This is a genomic window from Pseudoalteromonas sp. J010, assembly GCF_003934235.1.
Classification (GTDB): domain Bacteria; phylum Pseudomonadota; class Gammaproteobacteria; order Enterobacterales; family Alteromonadaceae; genus Pseudoalteromonas; species Pseudoalteromonas peptidolytica.
This window is the reverse complement of sequence record NZ_RDBW01000005.1, coordinates 56,606-74,585: the sequence shown is the minus strand read 5'-3', so window position 1 is coordinate 74,585 and position 17,980 is coordinate 56,606. Positions and strand designations below refer to the sequence as shown.

Annotated in this window: 20 protein-coding genes; 14 read left to right on the top strand and 6 right to left on the bottom strand. The window is 42.1% G+C overall.

Translation table 11 applies throughout. The features are described from left to right. Nucleotides 1-72: 72 nt before the first annotated feature. Together sspA and EAG18_RS04240 are read left to right on the top strand one after the other, a co-directional pair. Complete coding sequence (gene sspA / locus EAG18_RS04245) at nt 73-699, top strand: stringent starvation protein SspA (protein ID WP_125251159.1); 627 nt, start codon at nt 73-75, stop codon at nt 697-699. Beyond that, complete coding sequence (locus EAG18_RS04240; protein WP_125251158.1) at nt 699-1,124, top strand: ClpXP protease specificity-enhancing factor; 426 nt, start codon at nt 699-701, stop codon at nt 1,122-1,124. The genes sspA and EAG18_RS04240 overlap by 1 nt, the downstream gene beginning before the upstream one ends. 313 nt (nt 1,125-1,437) lie before the next feature. Here EAG18_RS04240 and dolP read toward each other — a convergent pair whose 3' ends face one another. Genes dolP through EAG18_RS04220 form a run of 4 tightly spaced genes read right to left on the bottom strand, consistent with a single transcriptional unit; the run spans nt 1,438 to nt 4,850 of the window. Further along, nucleotides 1,438-2,004 carry a division/outer membrane stress-associated lipid-binding lipoprotein gene (gene dolP, locus EAG18_RS04235; RefSeq protein ID WP_125251157.1) on the bottom strand — a complete coding sequence of 189 codons (567 nt, stop codon included), beginning with the start codon at nt 2,002-2,004 and terminating at the stop codon, nt 1,438-1,440. Beyond that, nucleotides 2,001-2,588, bottom strand: a complete 588-nt coding sequence (locus tag EAG18_RS04230; protein WP_125251156.1) for an SIS domain-containing protein — start codon at nt 2,586-2,588, stop codon at nt 2,001-2,003. Before EAG18_RS04230 ends, dolP begins: the two co-directional genes overlap by 4 nt. Nucleotide 2,589: 1 nt before the next feature. Next, complete coding sequence (locus EAG18_RS04225) at nt 2,590-2,955, bottom strand: YraN family protein (protein WP_125251155.1); 366 nt, start codon at nt 2,953-2,955, stop codon at nt 2,590-2,592. Nucleotides 2,956-2,963: 8 nt separating this feature from the next. Then, nucleotides 2,964-4,850 (bottom strand): penicillin-binding protein activator, encoded by a 1,887-nt coding sequence (locus EAG18_RS04220; protein WP_125251154.1) that lies wholly within the window; start codon nt 4,848-4,850, stop codon nt 2,964-2,966. Between the two features lie 60 nt (nt 4,851-4,910). On the opposite strand from EAG18_RS04220, the gene rsmI reads away from it, so the two are divergent. Continuing rightward, on the top strand, nt 4,911-5,768 hold the full coding sequence (gene rsmI / locus EAG18_RS04215; RefSeq protein ID WP_125251153.1) for a 16S rRNA (cytidine(1402)-2'-O)-methyltransferase: 858 nt from the start codon (nt 4,911-4,913) through the stop codon (nt 5,766-5,768). A 121-nt stretch (nt 5,769-5,889) separates the two neighbouring features. Here the strand turns inward: rsmI and EAG18_RS22130 are convergent, their stop codons facing one another. Together EAG18_RS22130 and EAG18_RS04210 are read right to left on the bottom strand one after the other, a co-directional pair. Then, complete coding sequence (locus tag EAG18_RS22130) at nt 5,890-6,063, bottom strand: hypothetical protein (protein ID WP_167508221.1); 174 nt, start codon at nt 6,061-6,063, stop codon at nt 5,890-5,892. Between the two features lie 34 nt (nt 6,064-6,097). Then, nucleotides 6,098-8,158 (bottom strand): winged helix-turn-helix domain-containing protein, encoded by a 2,061-nt coding sequence (locus EAG18_RS04210; protein WP_185745552.1) that lies wholly within the window; start codon nt 8,156-8,158, stop codon nt 6,098-6,100. Between the two features lie 171 nt (nt 8,159-8,329). On the opposite strand from EAG18_RS04210, the gene EAG18_RS22310 reads away from it, so the two are divergent. The 11 genes from EAG18_RS22310 to EAG18_RS04170 all read left to right on the top strand — a co-directional run bounded on the left by EAG18_RS22310 (nt 8,330) and on the right by EAG18_RS04170 (nt 17,978). Next, the gene (locus EAG18_RS22310; RefSeq protein ID WP_275557227.1) at nt 8,330-8,494 is read left to right on the top strand and encodes a hypothetical protein; all 165 of its coding nucleotides are present in this window, start codon (nt 8,330-8,332) and stop codon (nt 8,492-8,494) included. Between the two features lie 86 nt (nt 8,495-8,580). Beyond that, nucleotides 8,581-8,730: a hypothetical protein gene (locus EAG18_RS22125; protein WP_167508219.1), complete on the top strand. Its 150-nt coding sequence runs from the start codon at nt 8,581-8,583 to the stop codon at nt 8,728-8,730. A 133-nt stretch (nt 8,731-8,863) separates the two neighbouring features. Then, nucleotides 8,864-9,004: a hypothetical protein gene (locus EAG18_RS22120; RefSeq protein ID WP_167508218.1), complete on the top strand. Its 141-nt coding sequence runs from the start codon at nt 8,864-8,866 to the stop codon at nt 9,002-9,004. A 200-nt stretch (nt 9,005-9,204) separates the two neighbouring features. Then, complete coding sequence (locus EAG18_RS04205; RefSeq protein ID WP_125251151.1) at nt 9,205-10,605, top strand: radical SAM protein; 1,401 nt, start codon at nt 9,205-9,207, stop codon at nt 10,603-10,605. An 11-nt stretch (nt 10,606-10,616) separates the two neighbouring features. Continuing rightward, nucleotides 10,617-12,029 carry a radical SAM protein gene (locus EAG18_RS04200; protein WP_185745551.1) on the top strand — a complete coding sequence of 471 codons (1,413 nt, stop codon included), beginning with the start codon at nt 10,617-10,619 and terminating at the stop codon, nt 12,027-12,029. Further along, nucleotides 12,019-13,410: a radical SAM protein gene (locus tag EAG18_RS04195; RefSeq protein WP_125251149.1), complete on the top strand. Its 1,392-nt coding sequence runs from the start codon at nt 12,019-12,021 to the stop codon at nt 13,408-13,410. The genes EAG18_RS04200 and EAG18_RS04195 overlap by 11 nt, the downstream gene beginning before the upstream one ends. Before the next feature lie 10 nt (nt 13,411-13,420). Continuing rightward, entirely contained in the window at nt 13,421-14,407 is a 987-nt protein-coding gene (locus EAG18_RS04190; protein WP_125251148.1) for an ATP-binding cassette domain-containing protein, read from the top strand. Next, nucleotides 14,404-15,192 carry an ABC-2 family transporter protein gene (locus EAG18_RS04185; RefSeq protein WP_125251147.1) on the top strand — a complete coding sequence of 263 codons (789 nt, stop codon included), beginning with the start codon at nt 14,404-14,406 and terminating at the stop codon, nt 15,190-15,192. The genes EAG18_RS04190 and EAG18_RS04185 overlap by 4 nt, the downstream gene beginning before the upstream one ends. A gap of 1 nt (nt 15,193) precedes the next feature. Further along, nucleotides 15,194-15,976: an ABC-2 family transporter protein gene (locus tag EAG18_RS04180; RefSeq protein WP_125251146.1), complete on the top strand. Its 783-nt coding sequence runs from the start codon at nt 15,194-15,196 to the stop codon at nt 15,974-15,976. A 17-nt stretch (nt 15,977-15,993) separates the two neighbouring features. Beyond that, nucleotides 15,994-16,698, top strand: a complete 705-nt coding sequence (locus EAG18_RS04175; RefSeq protein ID WP_125251145.1) for an ABC transporter ATP-binding protein — start codon at nt 15,994-15,996, stop codon at nt 16,696-16,698. After that, nucleotides 16,689-17,978, top strand: a complete 1,290-nt coding sequence (locus EAG18_RS04170; protein WP_125251144.1) for an ABC transporter permease — start codon at nt 16,689-16,691, stop codon at nt 17,976-17,978. The genes EAG18_RS04175 and EAG18_RS04170 overlap by 10 nt, the downstream gene beginning before the upstream one ends. Nucleotides 17,979-17,980: the final 2 nt, after the last annotated feature.

Genomic DNA, 17,980 nt, shown 5'->3' with positions numbered 1-17,980 from the left:
GCAATAGGGGCGTTCGCCCCTTTTGCTGTTTAAAGTGATTTAATTACTTTTAGTTTTTTAATGGAGGTAGGCATGGCCGTTGCTGCCAATAAGCGCCCTGTAATGACACTTTTTTCTGGGTCAAACTGTATGTACAGTCACCAAGTACGTATCGTACTTGCTGAGAAAGGTGTAAGTGTTGATATTCATCAGGCTGAAAAGGACAACTTACCGGAAGCGTTACATGAGATTAATCCGTATGGTACTGTACCTACGCTAATCGATCGTGAGCTTGGTTTGTATCAAGCAAATATCATTATGGAATATCTAGATGAGCGCTTCCCGCACCCTCCGCTGATGCCTGTATATCCGGTAATGCGTGGTCGTAGTCGTCTAATGATGCATCGTATTGAAACTGATTGGTACTCACTAGCTGAAAAGATTAGTGACGGTGGTGACGATGCTGCTCAAGCTCGCAAAGAGTTAACTGAAGCTTTACTCGCTGTTGCGGCTATCTTCACTGAAGCGCCTTACTTTATGAGTGAAGAATTTAGTCTTGTAGATTGCTACTTAGCACCACTGTTATGGCGTTTACCACAACTTGGTATTGAACTAAATGGCGCTGGAAGCAAAGAGCTTAAAGAGTACATGTTACGTTTATTCGAGCGTGATTCATTCCAAGCATCACTAACGGATGCTGAGCGTGAGATAAGATCGTAATGACGTCTAATCGTCCTTACTTGCTCCGCGCTTTTTACGAGTGGATAGTAGATAACGAATGTACGCCACATTTAGTGGTCAATGCAGACTATCCCTCGGTACAGGTTCCTGCACAATTTGTTCAAGAGGGGCAAATTGTGTTGAATGTGAATCCGTCGGCGGTAACGAACTTTTCCATGGATAACCATGCAATCAGCTTTAATGCGCGCTTTAGCGGACAGCCTATGCAGGTGTATGTGCCTAATGGTGCTGTATTGGCTATCTATGCACGGGAAAATGGTGAAGGCACCGTATTCACGCCTGAAGAAGAAGTCTTTGAAGATGAAGCGTTAGAGTTGGTAGAAGAGACTGAAGTCTCACCAGAGCTTGACGCTAAACCTGAGCCAGAAAAGAAGAAAGGCTCGCATCTTAGAGTAATAAAATAAAAAAACCTGCGAATGCAGGTTTTTTTATGTCAGCATTTTATGCTCTTTACCATGTGGTTATTGGTCACTCTTTCAAGTAGAGCAAGTATTAAGACTAATATCTAAATCTCAGGTTAAATAACCTGAGATTTAGATAAGGAATGAGCTAACTCATTGCTTTTAAGACCACATTAAACTATTCGCTTCTCTAGCCAGAGAGTTTTGGGGATAACAAGGCAAATTTACGTACCAATAGCGAGCTATTGGAAGTGAATTCAACGCAGTTAGCGCTAAAATTAACTGCTAGAAAGGCATTAATTATCCGAAGCTCAGGTTAAATATATTCAAAGGCCTTAACCACCCGTTTGACGCCATTAATGTGACGAGCTATCTCAACAGCTGAGTTGGCTTCTTGCTTTGATACTAAACCCATCAAAAATACTTCTGAGTTTTCAGTAACCACCTTAATATTTGCACCATTGACCTCATCAGCCGCCAATAGTTTGGTTTTTACCTTAGAAGTTAACCAAGTGTCATGGGTTTTTGTGGTGATGCCTATATTGGTGCTTATTCTAAGCTGGTTATGGACTTGCTTGACCCCCGCGATATTGTGTAATGCACGTTCGGCTTCAGTTTTCATTTCTTGATTGGCTACTTGACCAATCATCAGTACAACACCATTGACACTAACGAGTGTGATATTGGCATGATCGGCAAGACGTTTAACCTCTTTAATCGCCAATGTGCCTTTAATCTCGATATTATTGTCGTCAATTTGCGCACCAATCGTGCGTCTGTCATTGGCAGCGGATACTGCGCCAGCAGTACCTGCTACCACAGCAGCGGCACAGCCCTGCAAGAGTAATACCGCGGCAAGTAAGGAAGCTATTCTCATCATCATACTTCATCCTGAGGGAATAAAATGGCATCAATTAATTCACTGAGACAGTGAGTATTAAATAGTTGTGACTCAACGATCCGGCTAGGTCGCTTACTGGGTATCCGGATTTCTACATCCTGAGGGCCAAGTAGGCCTGTTAATTCTCCGCCGTCATCCCCGACTAATGCTATCACTTTCATATCTCGAGTTAATGCGGCTTCAACCGCGCCAATTACTGCTTTTTCTTGTCCATTAATGGCATATGCGACAAGTAAGTCACCTGGTTGTGCAAAAGCACGTACTTGTTTGGCAAAGCGCTCTCGCGCTTTGCCATTTTCGGGTGTTGCTAAGTTATACTGTTCATTGGTCAGTGCGAGTGCTGGTAGGCAAGGGCGCTCTGTTTCATAAAAGTTACTAAGTATTGTTGCCAAATGATGCGCTAGCATATGATTGCTTGGCGCGCCGCAGCAGATTATCTTATTGCCATTAATAAGGCTTTGCGCCATTGTCATTGCTGCCATCTCCAGGGCCTTAGGTAGCACTTCCCCAGCGGCAATCTGCGCTTGAATTGATTCTGTAAATATAGACTTAATAGATTCTTGCATGCTAAAAAATATTCTTAATCCAGTTTATTTCAGAAGGAGCTACCCCTTGAATTGCAACAAAGTCGACTCTCAGCTGTGTGTTATGCAAATTGTGTTGTGCCAAGTAATTATAAATACTACGCTTTAATCTTTGAAGCTTAGTTTTGGAAAGTGCATTAATTGCACCACCAAAATTTTTACTGTCACGGTATTTAACTTCGACGAACACCAACACTTGCGCTTCTCTCATAATGAGGTCAATTTCACCATACTTGCAATGAAAGTTTCTCGTTACAGGTGTTAGTCCCTGCTTTACCAAGTATTGTTCCGCAATTAACTCAAAGTGTTCGCCTTTATTCCGTGTGTTATTAAATAGTCCCTTAAACATACAAAATCCTATCTTATTAGTGAGGTGCTCTGTGCTTCCTCTTTTTGCATAAACAATGGCAGTGGGGGTTGCTCATCCAAGCTAACTAAACGGATCTGCTTGTTGCGATATTGTGCCCAGCTGAGGCTGCGTACAATGTCGGCATTATCACGGATGCTGAGCTGCCCGGTCAGGCCCTCAAAGCTTTTACCCGATAACCAAGCAAGTTGGCGCAGCTCTGATATAAGGTTAGTCGCATCATATGCCATGGCAAATAGGCGTTGCTCCAAGTCAGCTTGCTCAGGCCAAAGCGCTTGGTATGTCTCCCTAATGGCGTTTCTATCTATCGCTCCTGGTAGCATCCAAGGCTGTTCAGTAAAATAAAGCCCTTCTAAATCCCCTTTATCAGTTACATCAATTTGTTTACTGTAACTACGTGAACTTGCGTACAGAGGAATTTTATTGGCAAAAGTACTTACATTCACATCTAAATAAGGCTTAAGTAGGCGCGTTTCCATCGCATCGCCTAAGATATAAACCACATCTATATCGCGTCGTGAGCGAGTTTCACTTTTTACTTCCTTACGAAAGAGGTTTTTGATTACGTTGGTACGGGCTTTTGAGGCATCGACTTCAAGTAGGTCGGTGATCACCTCAGCCATGTCTTCGCTGTTCGTGTAATAGCCAATCTCAGGTGCAGTTTCAGAATAGTGCTTCCAGCCCTCAACAAAGTGCTCAATTAAACGCTTGCCCGATGCACTAGCTGGTGCCAGTAGCATTGGCTTTTTGTATGCCTTAGCTAAAAAGTGCTTCATCGCTTGCTCGACTTCATGCTCAGGGTTTAGCGCAAAAAAGTACTGCTCATTAGTGCGCGGGGTAACGCTCTCTCGAGCGTTCAAAAAGAGTGTTGGGTAGAGAGAGAAATCAGGATTATCAACCAGTTTTTCGACGTTAGATTTCAGCAACGGACCTATAACGAAGTCCGCATTCGCTTTGGCCAGTTGTGCCAGAATATCTTGCTCTGACGACATTTCATCAATAAAAAAAACTTCTTCAATGGTGCTACTATCCGTTGCTGCTAAAAAACCATTTTTAAGCGCGGTACCAAGGCGCTCGCTTGCTCCTGATTGTGGAATGAGTACCGCAAGCTTTCTTACATCGTAAGGCTCTAGTGCAACTGCACCCTGTAGATCTTTTGGTAGCAAGGCTGCGGCTGGATGGTTAGCAAAGCGACGGCGCCAGTTATTCATAGCCTGGTCTAATTCAATGCTAGAGCCGAGATAAATTTGCTGATATTTAGCCAATGTGACCCAGCCACGTTGCAATACGCTTCCAGAATCAAATCGCTCTAGTGCATAACTAGATAGCTGTTGCAGGGCTCGCCAAATCTCATCGTCTAGCCCAGCGACATTAAGGTTGTTTTGTTGAGCAATGTCTGCCGCTTTGAAAAATTCAACGAGCGCTTTTTTAGGAAGTTGTTGTGAAGCATAAATGCTACCGAGTAGATATTCATACCATGCTTGGTGTTCAGGTGTATTTAACCTTCCTTCTAATGTATGCAATATAGCCAAGGCGCTTTCATATTGCTTCAGCTCTTTACGAGCATAGGCTACATATAATTTATTTTGTACGTGATCGACACTGGCCTTGCTTCCCATTGCCAAGCTTATCTGCTCTAGCATGAGCCAGTTTTTTTCTTCAATCGCAGCGTCTCTGGCTACGTACAGTAGCTGAATTTTTGTGATGCCAGATTTACTTTTTGCTTTGGCAAAGAGTGAGGCAGCACTATCATCTGTCTGATTGATGGTGGTTGCTGTTTCGCTTTGTTGAGGCAATTTGGTGACATTTGTGCTTGTACTGCAGGCGGATAACCCCGACAATATGGCAACTAAAAGCGCTATCTTTTTAAACTGCACTGGCAAACCTTCTATTTCACGACTAAGTGGACATCTTACTGACTGACATTGGAGAGCTCAATGGCTAATCTTCACAACGAAAATAAAATCGGCACCCTCTATATTGTTGCAACACCAATAGGTAATTTAGAGGACATCAGTGAACGTGCACTGAAAGTATTAAGTCAAGTTGATTTAATCGCTGCTGAAGATACTCGTCATACGGGTAAATTATTAAGCCACTTTAGTATTAAAGCAAAAACTTTTGCCCTACATGATCATAATGAAAAGCAAAAAGCGCAGCAAATTTTGGATTGGCTTAATGAAGGCAAGGATATTGCGCTGGTTTCAGATGCAGGCACACCCCTTATCAGCGATCCTGGCTATGCGGTGGTTAATTTATGTCGTGACGCGGGGGCAAATGTCACCCCTGTTCCTGGGGCATGTGCAGCTATTGCTGCGGTGAGTTGCTCTGGGCTCGCAACCGATAAATTTCAATTCGTCGGCTTTACTCCAGCAAAGAGCCAAGCGCGTCAGCAGTTTTTTAAAGAGGTTGTGACGTCAGGGATCACCAGCATCATGTATGAAAGCACCCATAGGATTATGGCCAGCCTCGAAGATATGAAAGCAGCCCTTGGCGAAACACAAAAGGTAGTATTTGCAAAAGAATTAACAAAAACGTATGAAACTTTTTTTAGTGGTACGGTAACAGAGCTCATCACTTTTTTGCATGACACACCAGAAAAGCAAAAAGGTGAGCTGGTATTGATGCTACCTGGTGAGGAGCGCGATGAGCAAGCTCTGACTCCAGAGGCAAGTAAGTTGATTGCGTTACTTGAGTCCGAAATGCCACTTAAAAAAGCATGTGGGGTTGCGGCTGAATACCTAGGACTGAAAAAGAATGCGTTATATAAAGCTTGGCTGGAAACTCGAGCGTAATAAGCAGTTGCTTTGAACAATATTGGATTGAGAGAAACTTTATTGTTCAAAGCTTGAGTTATCTACTTTATAGAGACGGAATAACAACAACGTAACTACACCTTGTTATTCCAAACTCAGATCACTTGTCATTACTGCATTTCCATGGTGTCACAAGGCACATACCAGATTGTAGAGTGCTGTTGTACTTATGTGTTGGTAGTACTTGCTCGCTTTGTTTCATACCAAGAGAACTAGCTTGGGTCATTGAGGTAAAGAACAGAGATATGATGTAAATGGCAGTTAGCTTTTTCATTTGTTTTTCCTTGTTTTTTGCTACCACCACATCTCTACATTTCTAACGCTTCCAATAAATAATTAAGAGTGAACTTTTTTGTAACTTTTACCTGAGCCATCAGTTGACTACTTTGGGTCTGAGCGCCTTTTTTGATGATTAACGCATTGTTTCTGTTACTTATGTAAAAATTAGTAGCGCTTGAGTCGTACGGTAGCTCAAACTTTTTGTGCTCTGGTTCGGTTTTTGATATATCGAGTTGATGATAGCTAACACGTGATAAATCATGTTCAGTCCAGATGACCAGATCTTCATATAGCTGTATTTCTGAATTGGATTCTAATACTGCTCTAGTATGTAGAGGAAGAATACTTGCATCTTTTGGTTTGATAAATAGCTCACCTTCTATATTCGCCAGCAATAAGTTTCCCTCAAATTCTCGCACAAACTTAAAACCACTGAAGAGATGCGTCAACTCGTTATGCTCCCAGCGATATACCAGCCACTGGGAGTCTGACTTAGCGGTAAAATAAACGGCTTTCCCATCACTGGCGATCACTACGCTGTGAGGGGTCGCAGTATGGCGGATAGACTCAGTTATCGGGGAGGAGTGAGTGTAGTCAACTTTTATAATGGTTTTATCTTGTTTGACTGCAAATGCTTGAGCTTTACGAGCGTGGCTCAGGTCGGTTAATTTATCTGTGCTTTGCAATAAAACACCTTTCTTATTTGGCATTGAGCTTTGAAACTTGACTATTTGTGTATTATCTTGATGTTGAATTTTGGCAATAAAGCTACCGTCATCACTTATGTTGATAAGTGATTGAATGTCGCTATCAAAGTGATACAGCTTACGTTTTGGAGTACTATTAAGAGGTAGTGTTAGCTCCAAAAAGAACGCCCCTTTTTTTAGCTCTGACAGCATATGAAGCTGCTGGCTCTGAGGCTGATAACTCAACATGTACACAAAATCATCGGCAAGATGGGTTTGCATTTGTTGCTCTAAGTTGTGCTCTATGAGGCCTTGCTCTGTTGCGATTAAGAGGGTGTTGTTGTCTCGCCAGTCAAGGTCTATCAGTTTACTTGAATGTGGCACTAACCCGATACGTTGTAAACTGCGAAGGTCATATATTTCTATATAAGAGTGCTCAGCTAAGCTATCGAAAACAAGCAGCGCGATTTTATCTTGCTGTGTCGAAACTGCGCCTGCGAAAAAGTTAATATAGGATTCAGCATTTTTAATTACCGCCTCAATCGTGCCTGTTTTATGGCTGTACTGATAAAGATGAAACGCACTTTGTGCGTGTGAAGCGCCGAGAAAGTATAAGGTGTCTTCAGTTGGTCCAAGGAAAATATCAGCAATAAGAAATTGAGGGTCAATAATATGCCGCGTTTGACCAGTTTGAATATTATACTCGATGATAGTCGAGTTGCCTTTCACAACATCAGAGATAAATAAACGCTCACCAGAGTGAGAAAATGCCATTGCATCAGGCCAATTAACGTTCTCCATGATGACACTTTCTGTACCTGTGCCTTGATTGCTCAGTATGATGGAATAATCCTGTTCTCCATTAAGCTTTGCTGCATAGGCAGAAAGCCCCGAAGTTGACTCAGCAAATGACAGCTGATCTGCGCCTACGGTTGTTTGTACTAGTGGTTGAGTTGAAATAGAGGTTTGTTGCGAAAGTGGAATAAATAACGCCAATAGGGGTAATGCAAGCAACAGTAAATAGGGGGACAGATGAGACGACTTTTTTGCTTGCCACTGTGAACATTGGTGATTGCCATGCCCTTGTGAAGGGCACTGTGTTGTTTTACAGGTGTTGGCATTACACACCAGCTTATATCCTCTTTTTGATACATGCTGGATAAAGTGTGGTTGTTTAGGGTCGTCCTTAAATGCTTGACGAAGTTTACTAATGCAACGCCTTACAGCAGCGTCACTGACAAGCACCCCGGCCCATACTTCATCATGTAGCTCATTGATACTAATGTATCGATCTTGATTGTTATATAAGTACTCTAAAACTTCAAAAACCTTCGGCTCTAGCTCTATTAATTCTTCCTCTATACATAATTTATGCTCGTCCTTTAACAAGATTATTCTTTTCATAATTGTCATTCTTGTAAGAGTTAAAAAATAAAACCATATAAAACAATGTCGTACGTTTCGGTTTTTGAAAAATTAGGATTTAGTTATTCCATTAATGATTCTAAGGGATATAAGTTTGTTTGTGAAACATAAATTATCACAAAGATTAACGCTTGTTATTGGGGTGTGAATATGAAGCGATTCGAGAAACTAAAATCAATAGCGCTATCTCAACCCAAAATACTTCAACAGCAAAAAATGAATGAGATTAAGTGGTTTAAAAATGGCTGTAGTGAATGTCCCGAGTCTGGTCAGTGTAAATCATCAGAGCCTTCGCCCGAGGCGCCTAACAGCTAAATCGATTTTCCAAATAGCAGTGCATGTTTTATCACCCAGCGTGCATTGTTTTAAACAAGATGGGTGAGATTTAAAGGAATACAAAAATGTCTATCAACAAACTTAAAGAAATTGCACAAAAACAAAAAATCAATGCTTCTAAAGAAGTACTGCAGATCATGCGTACTCAAGGCTGTTCAAGCTGCTGTAGCTTTAGTGAAGGTGGTAACTCACAAGAAGCGAGAAATATTCAGTAAGCATCCTTAAGCCAGTCGCCGCTACTCTCTTTGTGTCGACAAGCCGTCACACACTATGTTGGTCGGCATGTTAATTCAATGGTGGATAGGGACTGTACTTAGCATTGAGATAAATACTATTCGGAGAAGAATAATGAGTATTCAAAAACTAAAGAAATTATCAAAACTAAAACAAGTTCAAGTAAGCAAAGATGCTTTAAGCATTATGCGTACACAAGGTTGCTCAAGCTGCTGTAGTTTCAGTGGCGGTGGTAACTCGCAAGAAATGAAGTAACAAAGTGGGTTAAGACCGCACTGAGTTATTTCAGGGAGAGTGCTTAGACGACTGATGTCATCAATCCGCTCCCAATACAGCATCAGTTTTATCAATAGATTGGTGCTGTTGTTCACCGTTATCTTAATGATTATCAACCGTCACTTGGTGATTGTTAGGGAAAATACCGCGCCGTGTAAAACAATAATAAGGGGTTTGCAATGGTTCCATTGCTCAAAAAGGATATTCAATTTGTGCCACGCGAAGAAGAGGGGTTAGTTGTTCTTTGTCGTGAGTTACCAAATGGGTCAAAAGCCGAAATTAGAATACATCCAATTCAAGCGTTCATTATGGTGTTATTTGATGGACAGAACGACAAAAGCAAAGTTGCACAAGTAATAGCAGAGGTCATGAGTATTGAACCGCAAGCAGCGGTTGATATTGTCGAAACACTTCTTAATCGATTTTCGTTGTTTTTTACCGACACGCCTTTATCCGACACTTCATTACTTTCTCATAACCCTGAGGATTTTTTGTTCGAAGGAGACGATACACTCATCGTTAACCGTCGCGAGGATGCACCGGGAGCTATCGTATGGGTTGTCACGGAAGATTGTAACCGTAAGTGTAAGTACTGCTATAAAGATGCCAAGTTTGTAGCGGATGGATTTGCTCGTGATATTGCTTTTCCTTTCGAGCGCGTTACTCAAGTAATTGACGAAGCCGCAATGATAGGTGTCAATCGCTTGATCTTCACCGGAGGAGAGCCCTTACTGCGCCAAGACTTGCCAGAAGTCATAGGGCATACGATAGATCAAAATATTATTCCAATAGTCATTACAAAAATGCGAGTAGAAGGTGACATGATGGCACGGTTAGTAAAAGCCGGCCTAGAAGAGCTTCATGTCAGTCTAGATTCAGTAGTCGAAGCGGAGGTCGAGAAGCTAGTTGGTGTTGAAGGTGCTTTAGATGACATGCTAGTGACCATCAACGCTTGCTGTGAAAATGGTATTAAAGTCGTACTAAGGCCAGTCATGACGGCGATTAATGTAGACAATCTTGAGCAGCTGATTTCTCAGACCTATGCCATGGGAGTGAGAGAGTTTGTGATTGATGTATATGGGAAAACCTGTGGTCGCCATGAGCCTAGTTTTATGCTGAGTGACGAACAAGAAGCACAACTAAAAGTCACAGTAAAAAGCCTAAAAGAGAGGTATACGCAGGCAAAATTCGGATTTAACTTCGATTTACGAGAAGCGACCGAAACCAAAGGGTGCATGGAAGGCTTAAAAGGGATCACCGTTCAGCCAAATGGACTGTGTGTTAAGTGTGAACATATACCACCTGGACCTCATAATACCTTTGGTGATTTAAACGAAAGTGGTTTGCTGGATATTTGGATCTCTGAAAAAATGAAAGAGATAGTCATTCCAAGTCGTAAATTTTTCAAAGGCACATCGTGTTATAAATGCGATCTGTTTCGAAACTGCAACTACGTCCGTGGTCGTTGCACCGTTACAGCTAAAGGGAAGTTCGGCACTATTCATGCGCCAGATCTTTATTGTCCCATCGGTGAATTTCATAAAAGTAATGAGATCGATGTACACGTAATTAATGCGTAGGAGTGATGGCGATGAGAAGATTTGGAAAACTTGGTGTCATTCACCAACACGCAGATAGCTACTCGCTTGATTACTTTCCCATCGCGGGACAGCAAGAAGCGCCTAGTATTGAGTTACACCCTTTGGTTGTCTATATCCTGTCTTTGTTAGATAAGCAGTGGACAGTTGAAAAAATAGTGGAAGATTTACCGCGTCATTTTGATATTGCGCCAGAACATGCACAAGAAATTACAGATGATGTTGATGTGGTTTTTGAACGTCACTTTACTTCACAGCAGCATGAGCCTTCAGGTATTACTATTGATGAAGAGGCTGTCCGAACACAAGTACGAGCGCTAAGTCAACATACACCACTGACGACTAGAACAACCGTATTTAAAGGTAATCGCTCGCCATTTCCGATGACTTTACAGTGGCTTGTTACTGACTTTTGTAACCGTAAATGCGTGTATTGTTATCAAGGTGCACCGCTAAGTAGTAAAACGGAAGATTCCTCTGTTGATATTGATGTCATAAAAAGATTGATTAGAGAAACCGCGCAGCTTGGTGGCAAAGAAGTACTACTGACAGGCGGTGAGCCGTTACTACGTGAAGATATTTATGAAGTCATGGTATATGCGTTACAACACGGTTTAACTCCTGACTTCATCAGTAAACAATTTGTGAGTGTAGAGAATGCTAAAAAGCTTGCAGCTGCTGGGTTGAAAGATGCGTTTTTCAGCATTGATAGCCTAGAAAAAGAGGCCGCGAAGTCACTCACTGGAATTGGTGGGTTTGCCAAGAAAATCGGCCAAACCGTTGAGAATATGGTCGCAGAAGGAATACGTGTGCACGCGAAGTCACTGTTAACTTCGCTTAATGCTCATGCCTATACTGAAACGTTAGAAACTCTAGAGCGACTTGGCGCTCACTCCATCACGATTGATACCTACTCTGATAACCTCCAGCGTCATGATGATGATTTACACGCCTCAGTGGCACAAATGCACGAAGTCCGCGATGCGGTTGACACTTTTTTAGCCACCCAGCCAAAGTTGAAAGTGTATTATCGCTCTGAACAGATAGAAAAAGACATCGATTATGATATTGACGGCTTTGTCTGCCATAACGGCCGTACACAATTATTGTTTTACCCCAATGGGGACATTTCCAAGTGCGATAAGAAGCTACCTGGCGGAGACATGATAGTTGGCAGCGTGTTGAATCAAAGTGTTTTTGAAGCATGGAATAGCACGGCCTTATTAGAATCGTTAGACCCACCAAGAGATAAGTATAAAGGCACTCCCTGCTATACCTGTGACAGTTTTGACACCTGTAATATTCGCGGACGTTGCTACTACGGTGCTTACATGTCAACGGGAACATTATATGGCCCACAGGAAGGGGCATGCAAATATATGGTGGGGGTGAAAAGTGTTTGTTAATCAATTCTTAAAGCTAAAAGATAAATCACGACTAGTCAAAGAGTCCAATCGCGTCATCTTATTTACTGTCGATAAGGGAGAGAAGTTTGCCTCTTTATCTGTGGTGCACGCGTTGGTGCTTGCACTGAGTACTGGTGAAAACAGTACCACGGATATCCGAGATGGATTGATGGAAATTTTTGACTTTGAGCAAGGTGAAGCGCAGCAGCTCATCAGCGATTTGCTTGTTCAAACGGCTGACTTTATCGACGTGCAAGACCATGCTTTTACTGAGCTTAATGCACGTTATGATGCCGAGGACTTTATATATCAAGCCGAGCCAACACCCTGGCAAAATAAACTAGAGGTGCCCAATACTGTGGTGTGGATGACAACAAATCGTTGTCCTGCTGATTGTGTTTATTGTGTTATCCCGACATTAAAAGCCAATGAAATTGCGCCAAATGAACTCACAACAGAGCAGGCATTTAAGTTTTTGTCTGAGTGTGTTGCACTTGGGGTGAAGTATGTCAATTTGCATGGTGGCGATCCTTTCTTACGTAAAGACATGATAGAGATCATTGAGTACCTGCTTGAGCATGATGTATTCGTAGATGTGTCAACCAAAATGCCACTACGGGAGAGTTTAATCGAGCGCCTAGCAAAGGCGGGGTTAGATACGCTTCAGGTCAGTATAGATAGCAAAATCCCAAAAATTGCTGATGCCATTGTGAAAGTAAAAAACTGGCTGCCAAAAATTAACCAAACTATTGAGCTATGTCAGAAATATGATTTGAATGTTCGCGCTAATATTGTTGTGACGGCCATGAATATTGATGGGATCCCAGACTTACTGAGATACCTCATTGAAGAAAAGGGTATTACAGATGTTGGCATGTCGAGCTATTTACGTTCTGAACATAAACATGATGATGATCTGCTAATTAATCAGCAGCAACGAGAGTGGCTAGTTAATGCTGTTAACGAAATATCAGCACAATACCCTGATATTGAAATAGGCAACATCTCCGTGAAGAGTGAAAGAGAAGTGTCTGTATCGATCCCTGGCTTTGGTTCTTGCGCGGGTGGTAAGACGGCACTGGTAATCGGCTCTGATGGAGAGTGTGCGACATGCGATCGCACTATGCCTTATCAACAGGCTCGAATTGGCAACGTGAAAGAATCTTCTATTCGCGATATCTGGAATGGTGAAGCATTGGAATACTTGCTAGATCCGCCACGAGAAGAGTATGAGGGGACGCCATGTTTTGACTGTGATCATTTTCAGCAATGCAATGTGCGTCAACGTTGCTATTACCGCGCTCAATTGATTAATGGCCGACTTTATGCGCCTGACTATTTATGTGCAAAGTTACCTGAACCTCCAGTGGAAATGTTTTGAGGTGTAAAATATGGAAGTGATAAAAGCAAATGCCGTGAGTAAGACGTTTTCAAGACCTTTGGCGTCGACCCAAACTGGGGTTATTGCGGCGATAAAACAATTTGTTGCACCACCAAAAGAGAATATCAATGTTATTGATAACGTCTCCCTATCCGTTCAGCAAGGTGAGTTTGTGGGGCTGTTGGGGGCGAATGGTTCAGGCAAGTCAACATTGTTGAAATTACTCACAGGGATTTTGCAGCCTGATGCTGGTTCGCTTACGGTACTTGGGCATCACCCATCTAAAGAGCGCAAAGCGTACACCAAGAAAATTGGTGCCGTGTTTGGGCAAAAGAGCTTACTGTGGTGGAATGTGGCTATCATTGAGTCGTTTCGGCTTTATGCCTCTATCTACAAACTCAGCCGCCAAGATAGTGAGCGTCGCATTGAGCAACTCAGCGAGTTGCTTGGACTCAGAGATTTGTTGTCGTCGCCACCGAAAAAACTTTCTTTGGGTCAGCGCATGAAAGCTGAAGTTGTCGCTTCGTTGTTACATCAGCCACAGCTTATTTTTCTGGATGAGCCAACCATTGCCATGGATCCGGTTTCGCGGCTCAATTTGATGAACTTCTTGTTGCAACTTAATCGAGATGAAGGCACGAGTATCGTGCTGACATCTCATAATATGGCAGATGTTCATCACTATTGTCAGCGCAGTGTGATAATGGAGCAAGGCGCAGTGCTATTTGATGGTAAAACCTCGGATATCTTGTCATTGGAGCACGTTAAGGTATTAGAAATTAAAACCTGCTCAGCGCTTGATAGCCAGTTGTTGTCTGAGTTCGAATACGAATTAATAGAAGATAATCACTATCGTATAAAGACCTCAACTGAACTTGCGAAAGAAGCGCTGTCACGGCTGGCTTTTCACCCTAGCGTGAAAGACGTCAACCTCTCTCCACCGAGCTTAGATCATGCCATTCATCACTTTATGACTGCAGCGAGAAATACGTTATGAATAGCATGGTTTTTATTCGCTTCTTGCAGTTGTCACTCAAAGATTTATCGGTATTTCGTAGTGATTTTATTATTAGTATCATACACATCCTTATCTATCAGGGGATCTTTATTTTATTTTGGGATGCGTTACTACGACAACTGGACTCACCACTGGGTGAGTGGGACAAAGGGAGCTTGGCACTACTTATTTTGGTTGGCTTAATATTTTCTTCAATCAGAATGCTATTTTTCGGATTCACTACCATGAGTAGCAAGGTGATCAACGGTGAACTTGATAAATACCTTTGTCGTCCAGTTTCCCCTTTGTTAGCGTTACTAGCTGAAGATACCAAGATTTGGGCTGCGGGCCATTCATTATTAACTTGTAGCATTTTGTTCTTCTTTATGGACCAAGTGTATGACTACCAGTTTACTACGCTATCTTTTGTGTACTTTTCAATCTCTATTTTGGTGGGCAGTTTAACGCTGGTACTGATGGAGGGTTGTATTGCACTGAGTGCATTTTGGTTTGGTAATGTGGACAGGTTATTTTATTTAATCAATAGTTTTGGCGATTTTCAGCGCTATCCCATCACTTTATTTCCTAAATTATTACAGCACTTTCTTATTTATGTTTTGCCCATTGGTTTAGTGTCATCTATACCGGTCATGTTTCTTGTTGGAATGTATGACGAGCCAGCCTCGATGCTGATTATTCAGGGAGTTATTTTACTCTTCTGGCTATGTGGCTTTGTCTGGCTTTGGCGCTGCGCTTTGCGCCGTTACGACTCGTTAGGGGGGTAAGATGAGCGTATTACAATTACTCCGGTTAGAGTTAAAAGAAGCAACCCACTTTCGAACAAACTTGTACGCTTGGGTGTTATCGCATCCATTGCAGTTGTTGATTATTTACATGTTATGGCAAGGGATATTTCACTTTACTGACTCAGTTGCGGGTTACAGCTTGCAACATATCGTCATGTATTATTTTTTAGTGCATTTTATCAATTCATTTTTATCATCAGCATATACTGTGAACTATCAAGTATGGAGTGATATTAATGAAGGAGGACTGGATAAATTCCTTTGTCGGCCTTTCAATTATTTAACGCTAATCTCAATAAAAAACCTGTCCAGACCTGGGATTGATGCCCTGTTCGCCTTGCCTGTACTGGTCATTGCAGTGTGGCTCGCCCCTCAGCAAAGTAGCGTCTTTAGTTGGGTGATGTTCACGTTTTCAGCATGGTTGTCTTTATTACTATTAATTGAAATTCAAAAGGTTATTGGTCTACTATCATTGTGGTTGGAAAAGGTATTTGGGCTAAGAGATATTTTATTTAGCTTTATGATGCTGCTCTCAGGTCAGTTATTACCTTTGAGTATTTTGCCTCAATGGCTAGGAGAAATAGCCCTTTATTCTCCATTTGCTGCACTTTTTCACGCACCAATTTCACAAGTTTTACCAAGCCAAAGTGTCACAGGGCTCAGTGCAATTGAGTTACAACTACTATGGCTCTTGGTATTTATTTTATTCAGTAAACTGCTATGGACGGTAGGAAGACCTAAATATCAGTCTTTGGGTGGTTAATAATAAGAGGAAGTAAGATGTCAAAAGCCATTATCAAAGCCAGTGAACTCGGAAAGTATTATCAAGTCGGTAATATTAAGACGCAGGTTTTTAACTCGCTGTCATTTGCAGTTGAGGAAGGAGAGTTTGTTTCTATCGTTGGGCCATCCGGTGCAGGAAAAACAACGTTACTAAATACAATCGGGTTGTTGGAGAAGTTTCAGTCAGGGCGCTTACAAGTAGCGGGAGCAGACGTTGCAACAATGAAAGACCAACAGCTTTCGCAGCTGAGAAATCAATATATTGGGTTTATTTTCCAAAATTTTAATTTATTACCTGAGATGACGGTGCTAGATAACGTGATGTTGCCGCTAGAAATAGCGGGTGTCTCCTCTGCCATAGCAAAAGAAAAAGCGGTATATCAGCTGGAAAGGATGGGACTAAAAGGGCGAATGGATCATAAGCATTTCTTGCTCTCTGGAGGTCAGCAACAACGGGTTGCGATTGCGCGTGCATTGATTTCAGAGCCTAAAGTTATCCTCGCCGATGAACCAACAGGGAATTTGAATTCGCAAATGGCAATGGAAATTATGAAACTGTTGAAAGAAATTAATGCAGAGGGCACCACCATTTTGATGGTGACGCATGATGAGCATTTATCACAGTTGGCAACGAGGCAAATTATGTTGTCGGACGGTAATATCATAGAGTCTCAGCAGCAGGAGTTAGCTTCATGCGGTTAGGCTCGTTAGTTAATAACCTTAAGTCACAGAGTTTGATTAGTGCATTAGTTATATTACTTATCGCCACCGGCCTTGGGGCATTTGGCACTACCTATTCTGTGTATCACGTCATGTCTAGTAATCCAATGTCATATGCTGAGCACACTACAAGATATGTGTTGTTAGATGATTGGAGTCCAGACAAAGAGTTTGACTTTTCTCCGCCGCTTCTGAGCTATCAAGATGCAAAGCAGCTCGCAGCACTGAACGAAATGGGTAAAAGTGCTTTAACTTACGACTCAAAGCTCGTGTCACAAGTACCTGATTCGCCTTATATCTATGAATTCACAGCCAGAGCTACCACCCCCGACTTTTTTTCCATATTTGCGATACCATTTCGATATGGAAATGCTTGGTCTATGCAAGATGAGCATGATGAAACTGAGGTGGTAGTTTTGTCTCAACAAGCAAACGCGCAATTATTTAACGGTATAAATAGCGTTGGTAAAACGCTAATGCTAGATAATCGTCCCTATACGGTTGTCGGTGTGCTGTTTGAATTTAGCATGACACCTAAGATATACGATTTACATGTAGCACCATACTCAGATATTGAGGGCGTGTTCATTCCATTTTCTACCGCAGTTAAAAACAGTGTCTTGCCACACGGGCGCTTATTAGGGTGGCGCAATGAGCCGCTGAGTGGTTTTCAGGACGTGTTTAATACCACCATTATCTGGTTACAGCTGTGGGTTAGTTTTGACAGTGGCGCACAAATGCAAGCCTATGAGCAGCGTGTGGCTGGGTATGCAAACGCGCTACACCAATCTGGCCGAATGTTACGCGGTCAAGATAAATTTAGACTACTGACCCCATCTCAATGGTTGCGTGAAAACGAAGTAGTTAATAGTGATAGTCAATTTCTACTCTTTTTGGCGATTGTATTTTTATTAATTTGCTTGCTCTGTGTTGCAGGGTTGCTCTTTGCAAGTTATGCCTCAAGACAACATGCCTTAAACGTATACCGAGCCATAGGCGCATCAAAGCAATATCTCATAAAACTGTTGTTAGCGGAGTTAAGTGTTTTAACTGCACTTGGATGTTTGCTAGGCGTGATATTTATAGCAATAGGGCTGTCTTACATGGAGCTTCTGTATGGCAGCAGTTATGCACAGGTCGCCAATATGAATGTAGTGCCGGTGATGTTGGCAGTGGCAACATGCTTTATTGGTGTATTCTTGGCCAGTGCATTGCCAATAGGTAAGTACTGTAATGCTGATGGGTTAACGGTGCAGAGGTAAGA

Excerpts from the sequence above, each read along its gene's own strand:
- sspA (WP_125251159.1), top strand. The coding sequence starts at position 73 with ATGGCCGTTGCTGCCAATAAGCGCCCTGTAATGACACTTTTTTCTGGG.
- EAG18_RS04240 (WP_125251158.1), top strand. The coding sequence starts at position 699 with ATGACGTCTAATCGTCCTTACTTGCTCCGCGCTTTTTACGAGTGGATA.
- dolP (WP_125251157.1), bottom strand. The coding sequence starts at position 2,004 with ATGATGATGAGAATAGCTTCCTTACTTGCCGCGGTATTACTCTTGCAG.
- EAG18_RS04230 (WP_125251156.1), bottom strand. The coding sequence starts at position 2,588 with ATGCAAGAATCTATTAAGTCTATATTTACAGAATCAATTCAAGCGCAG.
- EAG18_RS04225 (WP_125251155.1), bottom strand. The coding sequence starts at position 2,955 with ATGTTTAAGGGACTATTTAATAACACACGGAATAAAGGCGAACACTTT.
- rsmI (WP_125251153.1), top strand. The coding sequence starts at position 4,911 with ATGGCTAATCTTCACAACGAAAATAAAATCGGCACCCTCTATATTGTT.
- EAG18_RS22130 (WP_167508221.1), bottom strand. The coding sequence starts at position 6,063 with ATGAAAAAGCTAACTGCCATTTACATCATATCTCTGTTCTTTACCTCA.
- EAG18_RS04210 (WP_185745552.1), bottom strand. The coding sequence starts at position 8,158 with ATGAAAAGAATAATCTTGTTAAAGGACGAGCATAAATTATGTATAGAG.
- EAG18_RS22310 (WP_275557227.1), top strand. The coding sequence starts at position 8,330 with ATGAAGCGATTCGAGAAACTAAAATCAATAGCGCTATCTCAACCCAAA.
- EAG18_RS22125 (WP_167508219.1), top strand. The coding sequence starts at position 8,581 with ATGTCTATCAACAAACTTAAAGAAATTGCACAAAAACAAAAAATCAAT.
- EAG18_RS22120 (WP_167508218.1), top strand. The coding sequence starts at position 8,864 with ATGAGTATTCAAAAACTAAAGAAATTATCAAAACTAAAACAAGTTCAA.
- EAG18_RS04205 (WP_125251151.1), top strand. The coding sequence starts at position 9,205 with ATGGTTCCATTGCTCAAAAAGGATATTCAATTTGTGCCACGCGAAGAA.
- EAG18_RS04200 (WP_185745551.1), top strand. The coding sequence starts at position 10,617 with ATGAGAAGATTTGGAAAACTTGGTGTCATTCACCAACACGCAGATAGC.
- EAG18_RS04190 (WP_125251148.1), top strand. The coding sequence starts at position 13,421 with ATGGAAGTGATAAAAGCAAATGCCGTGAGTAAGACGTTTTCAAGACCT.
- EAG18_RS04185 (WP_125251147.1), top strand. The coding sequence starts at position 14,404 with ATGAATAGCATGGTTTTTATTCGCTTCTTGCAGTTGTCACTCAAAGAT.
- EAG18_RS04180 (WP_125251146.1), top strand. The coding sequence starts at position 15,194 with ATGAGCGTATTACAATTACTCCGGTTAGAGTTAAAAGAAGCAACCCAC.
- EAG18_RS04175 (WP_125251145.1), top strand. The coding sequence starts at position 15,994 with ATGTCAAAAGCCATTATCAAAGCCAGTGAACTCGGAAAGTATTATCAA.
- EAG18_RS04170 (WP_125251144.1), top strand. The coding sequence starts at position 16,689 with ATGCGGTTAGGCTCGTTAGTTAATAACCTTAAGTCACAGAGTTTGATT.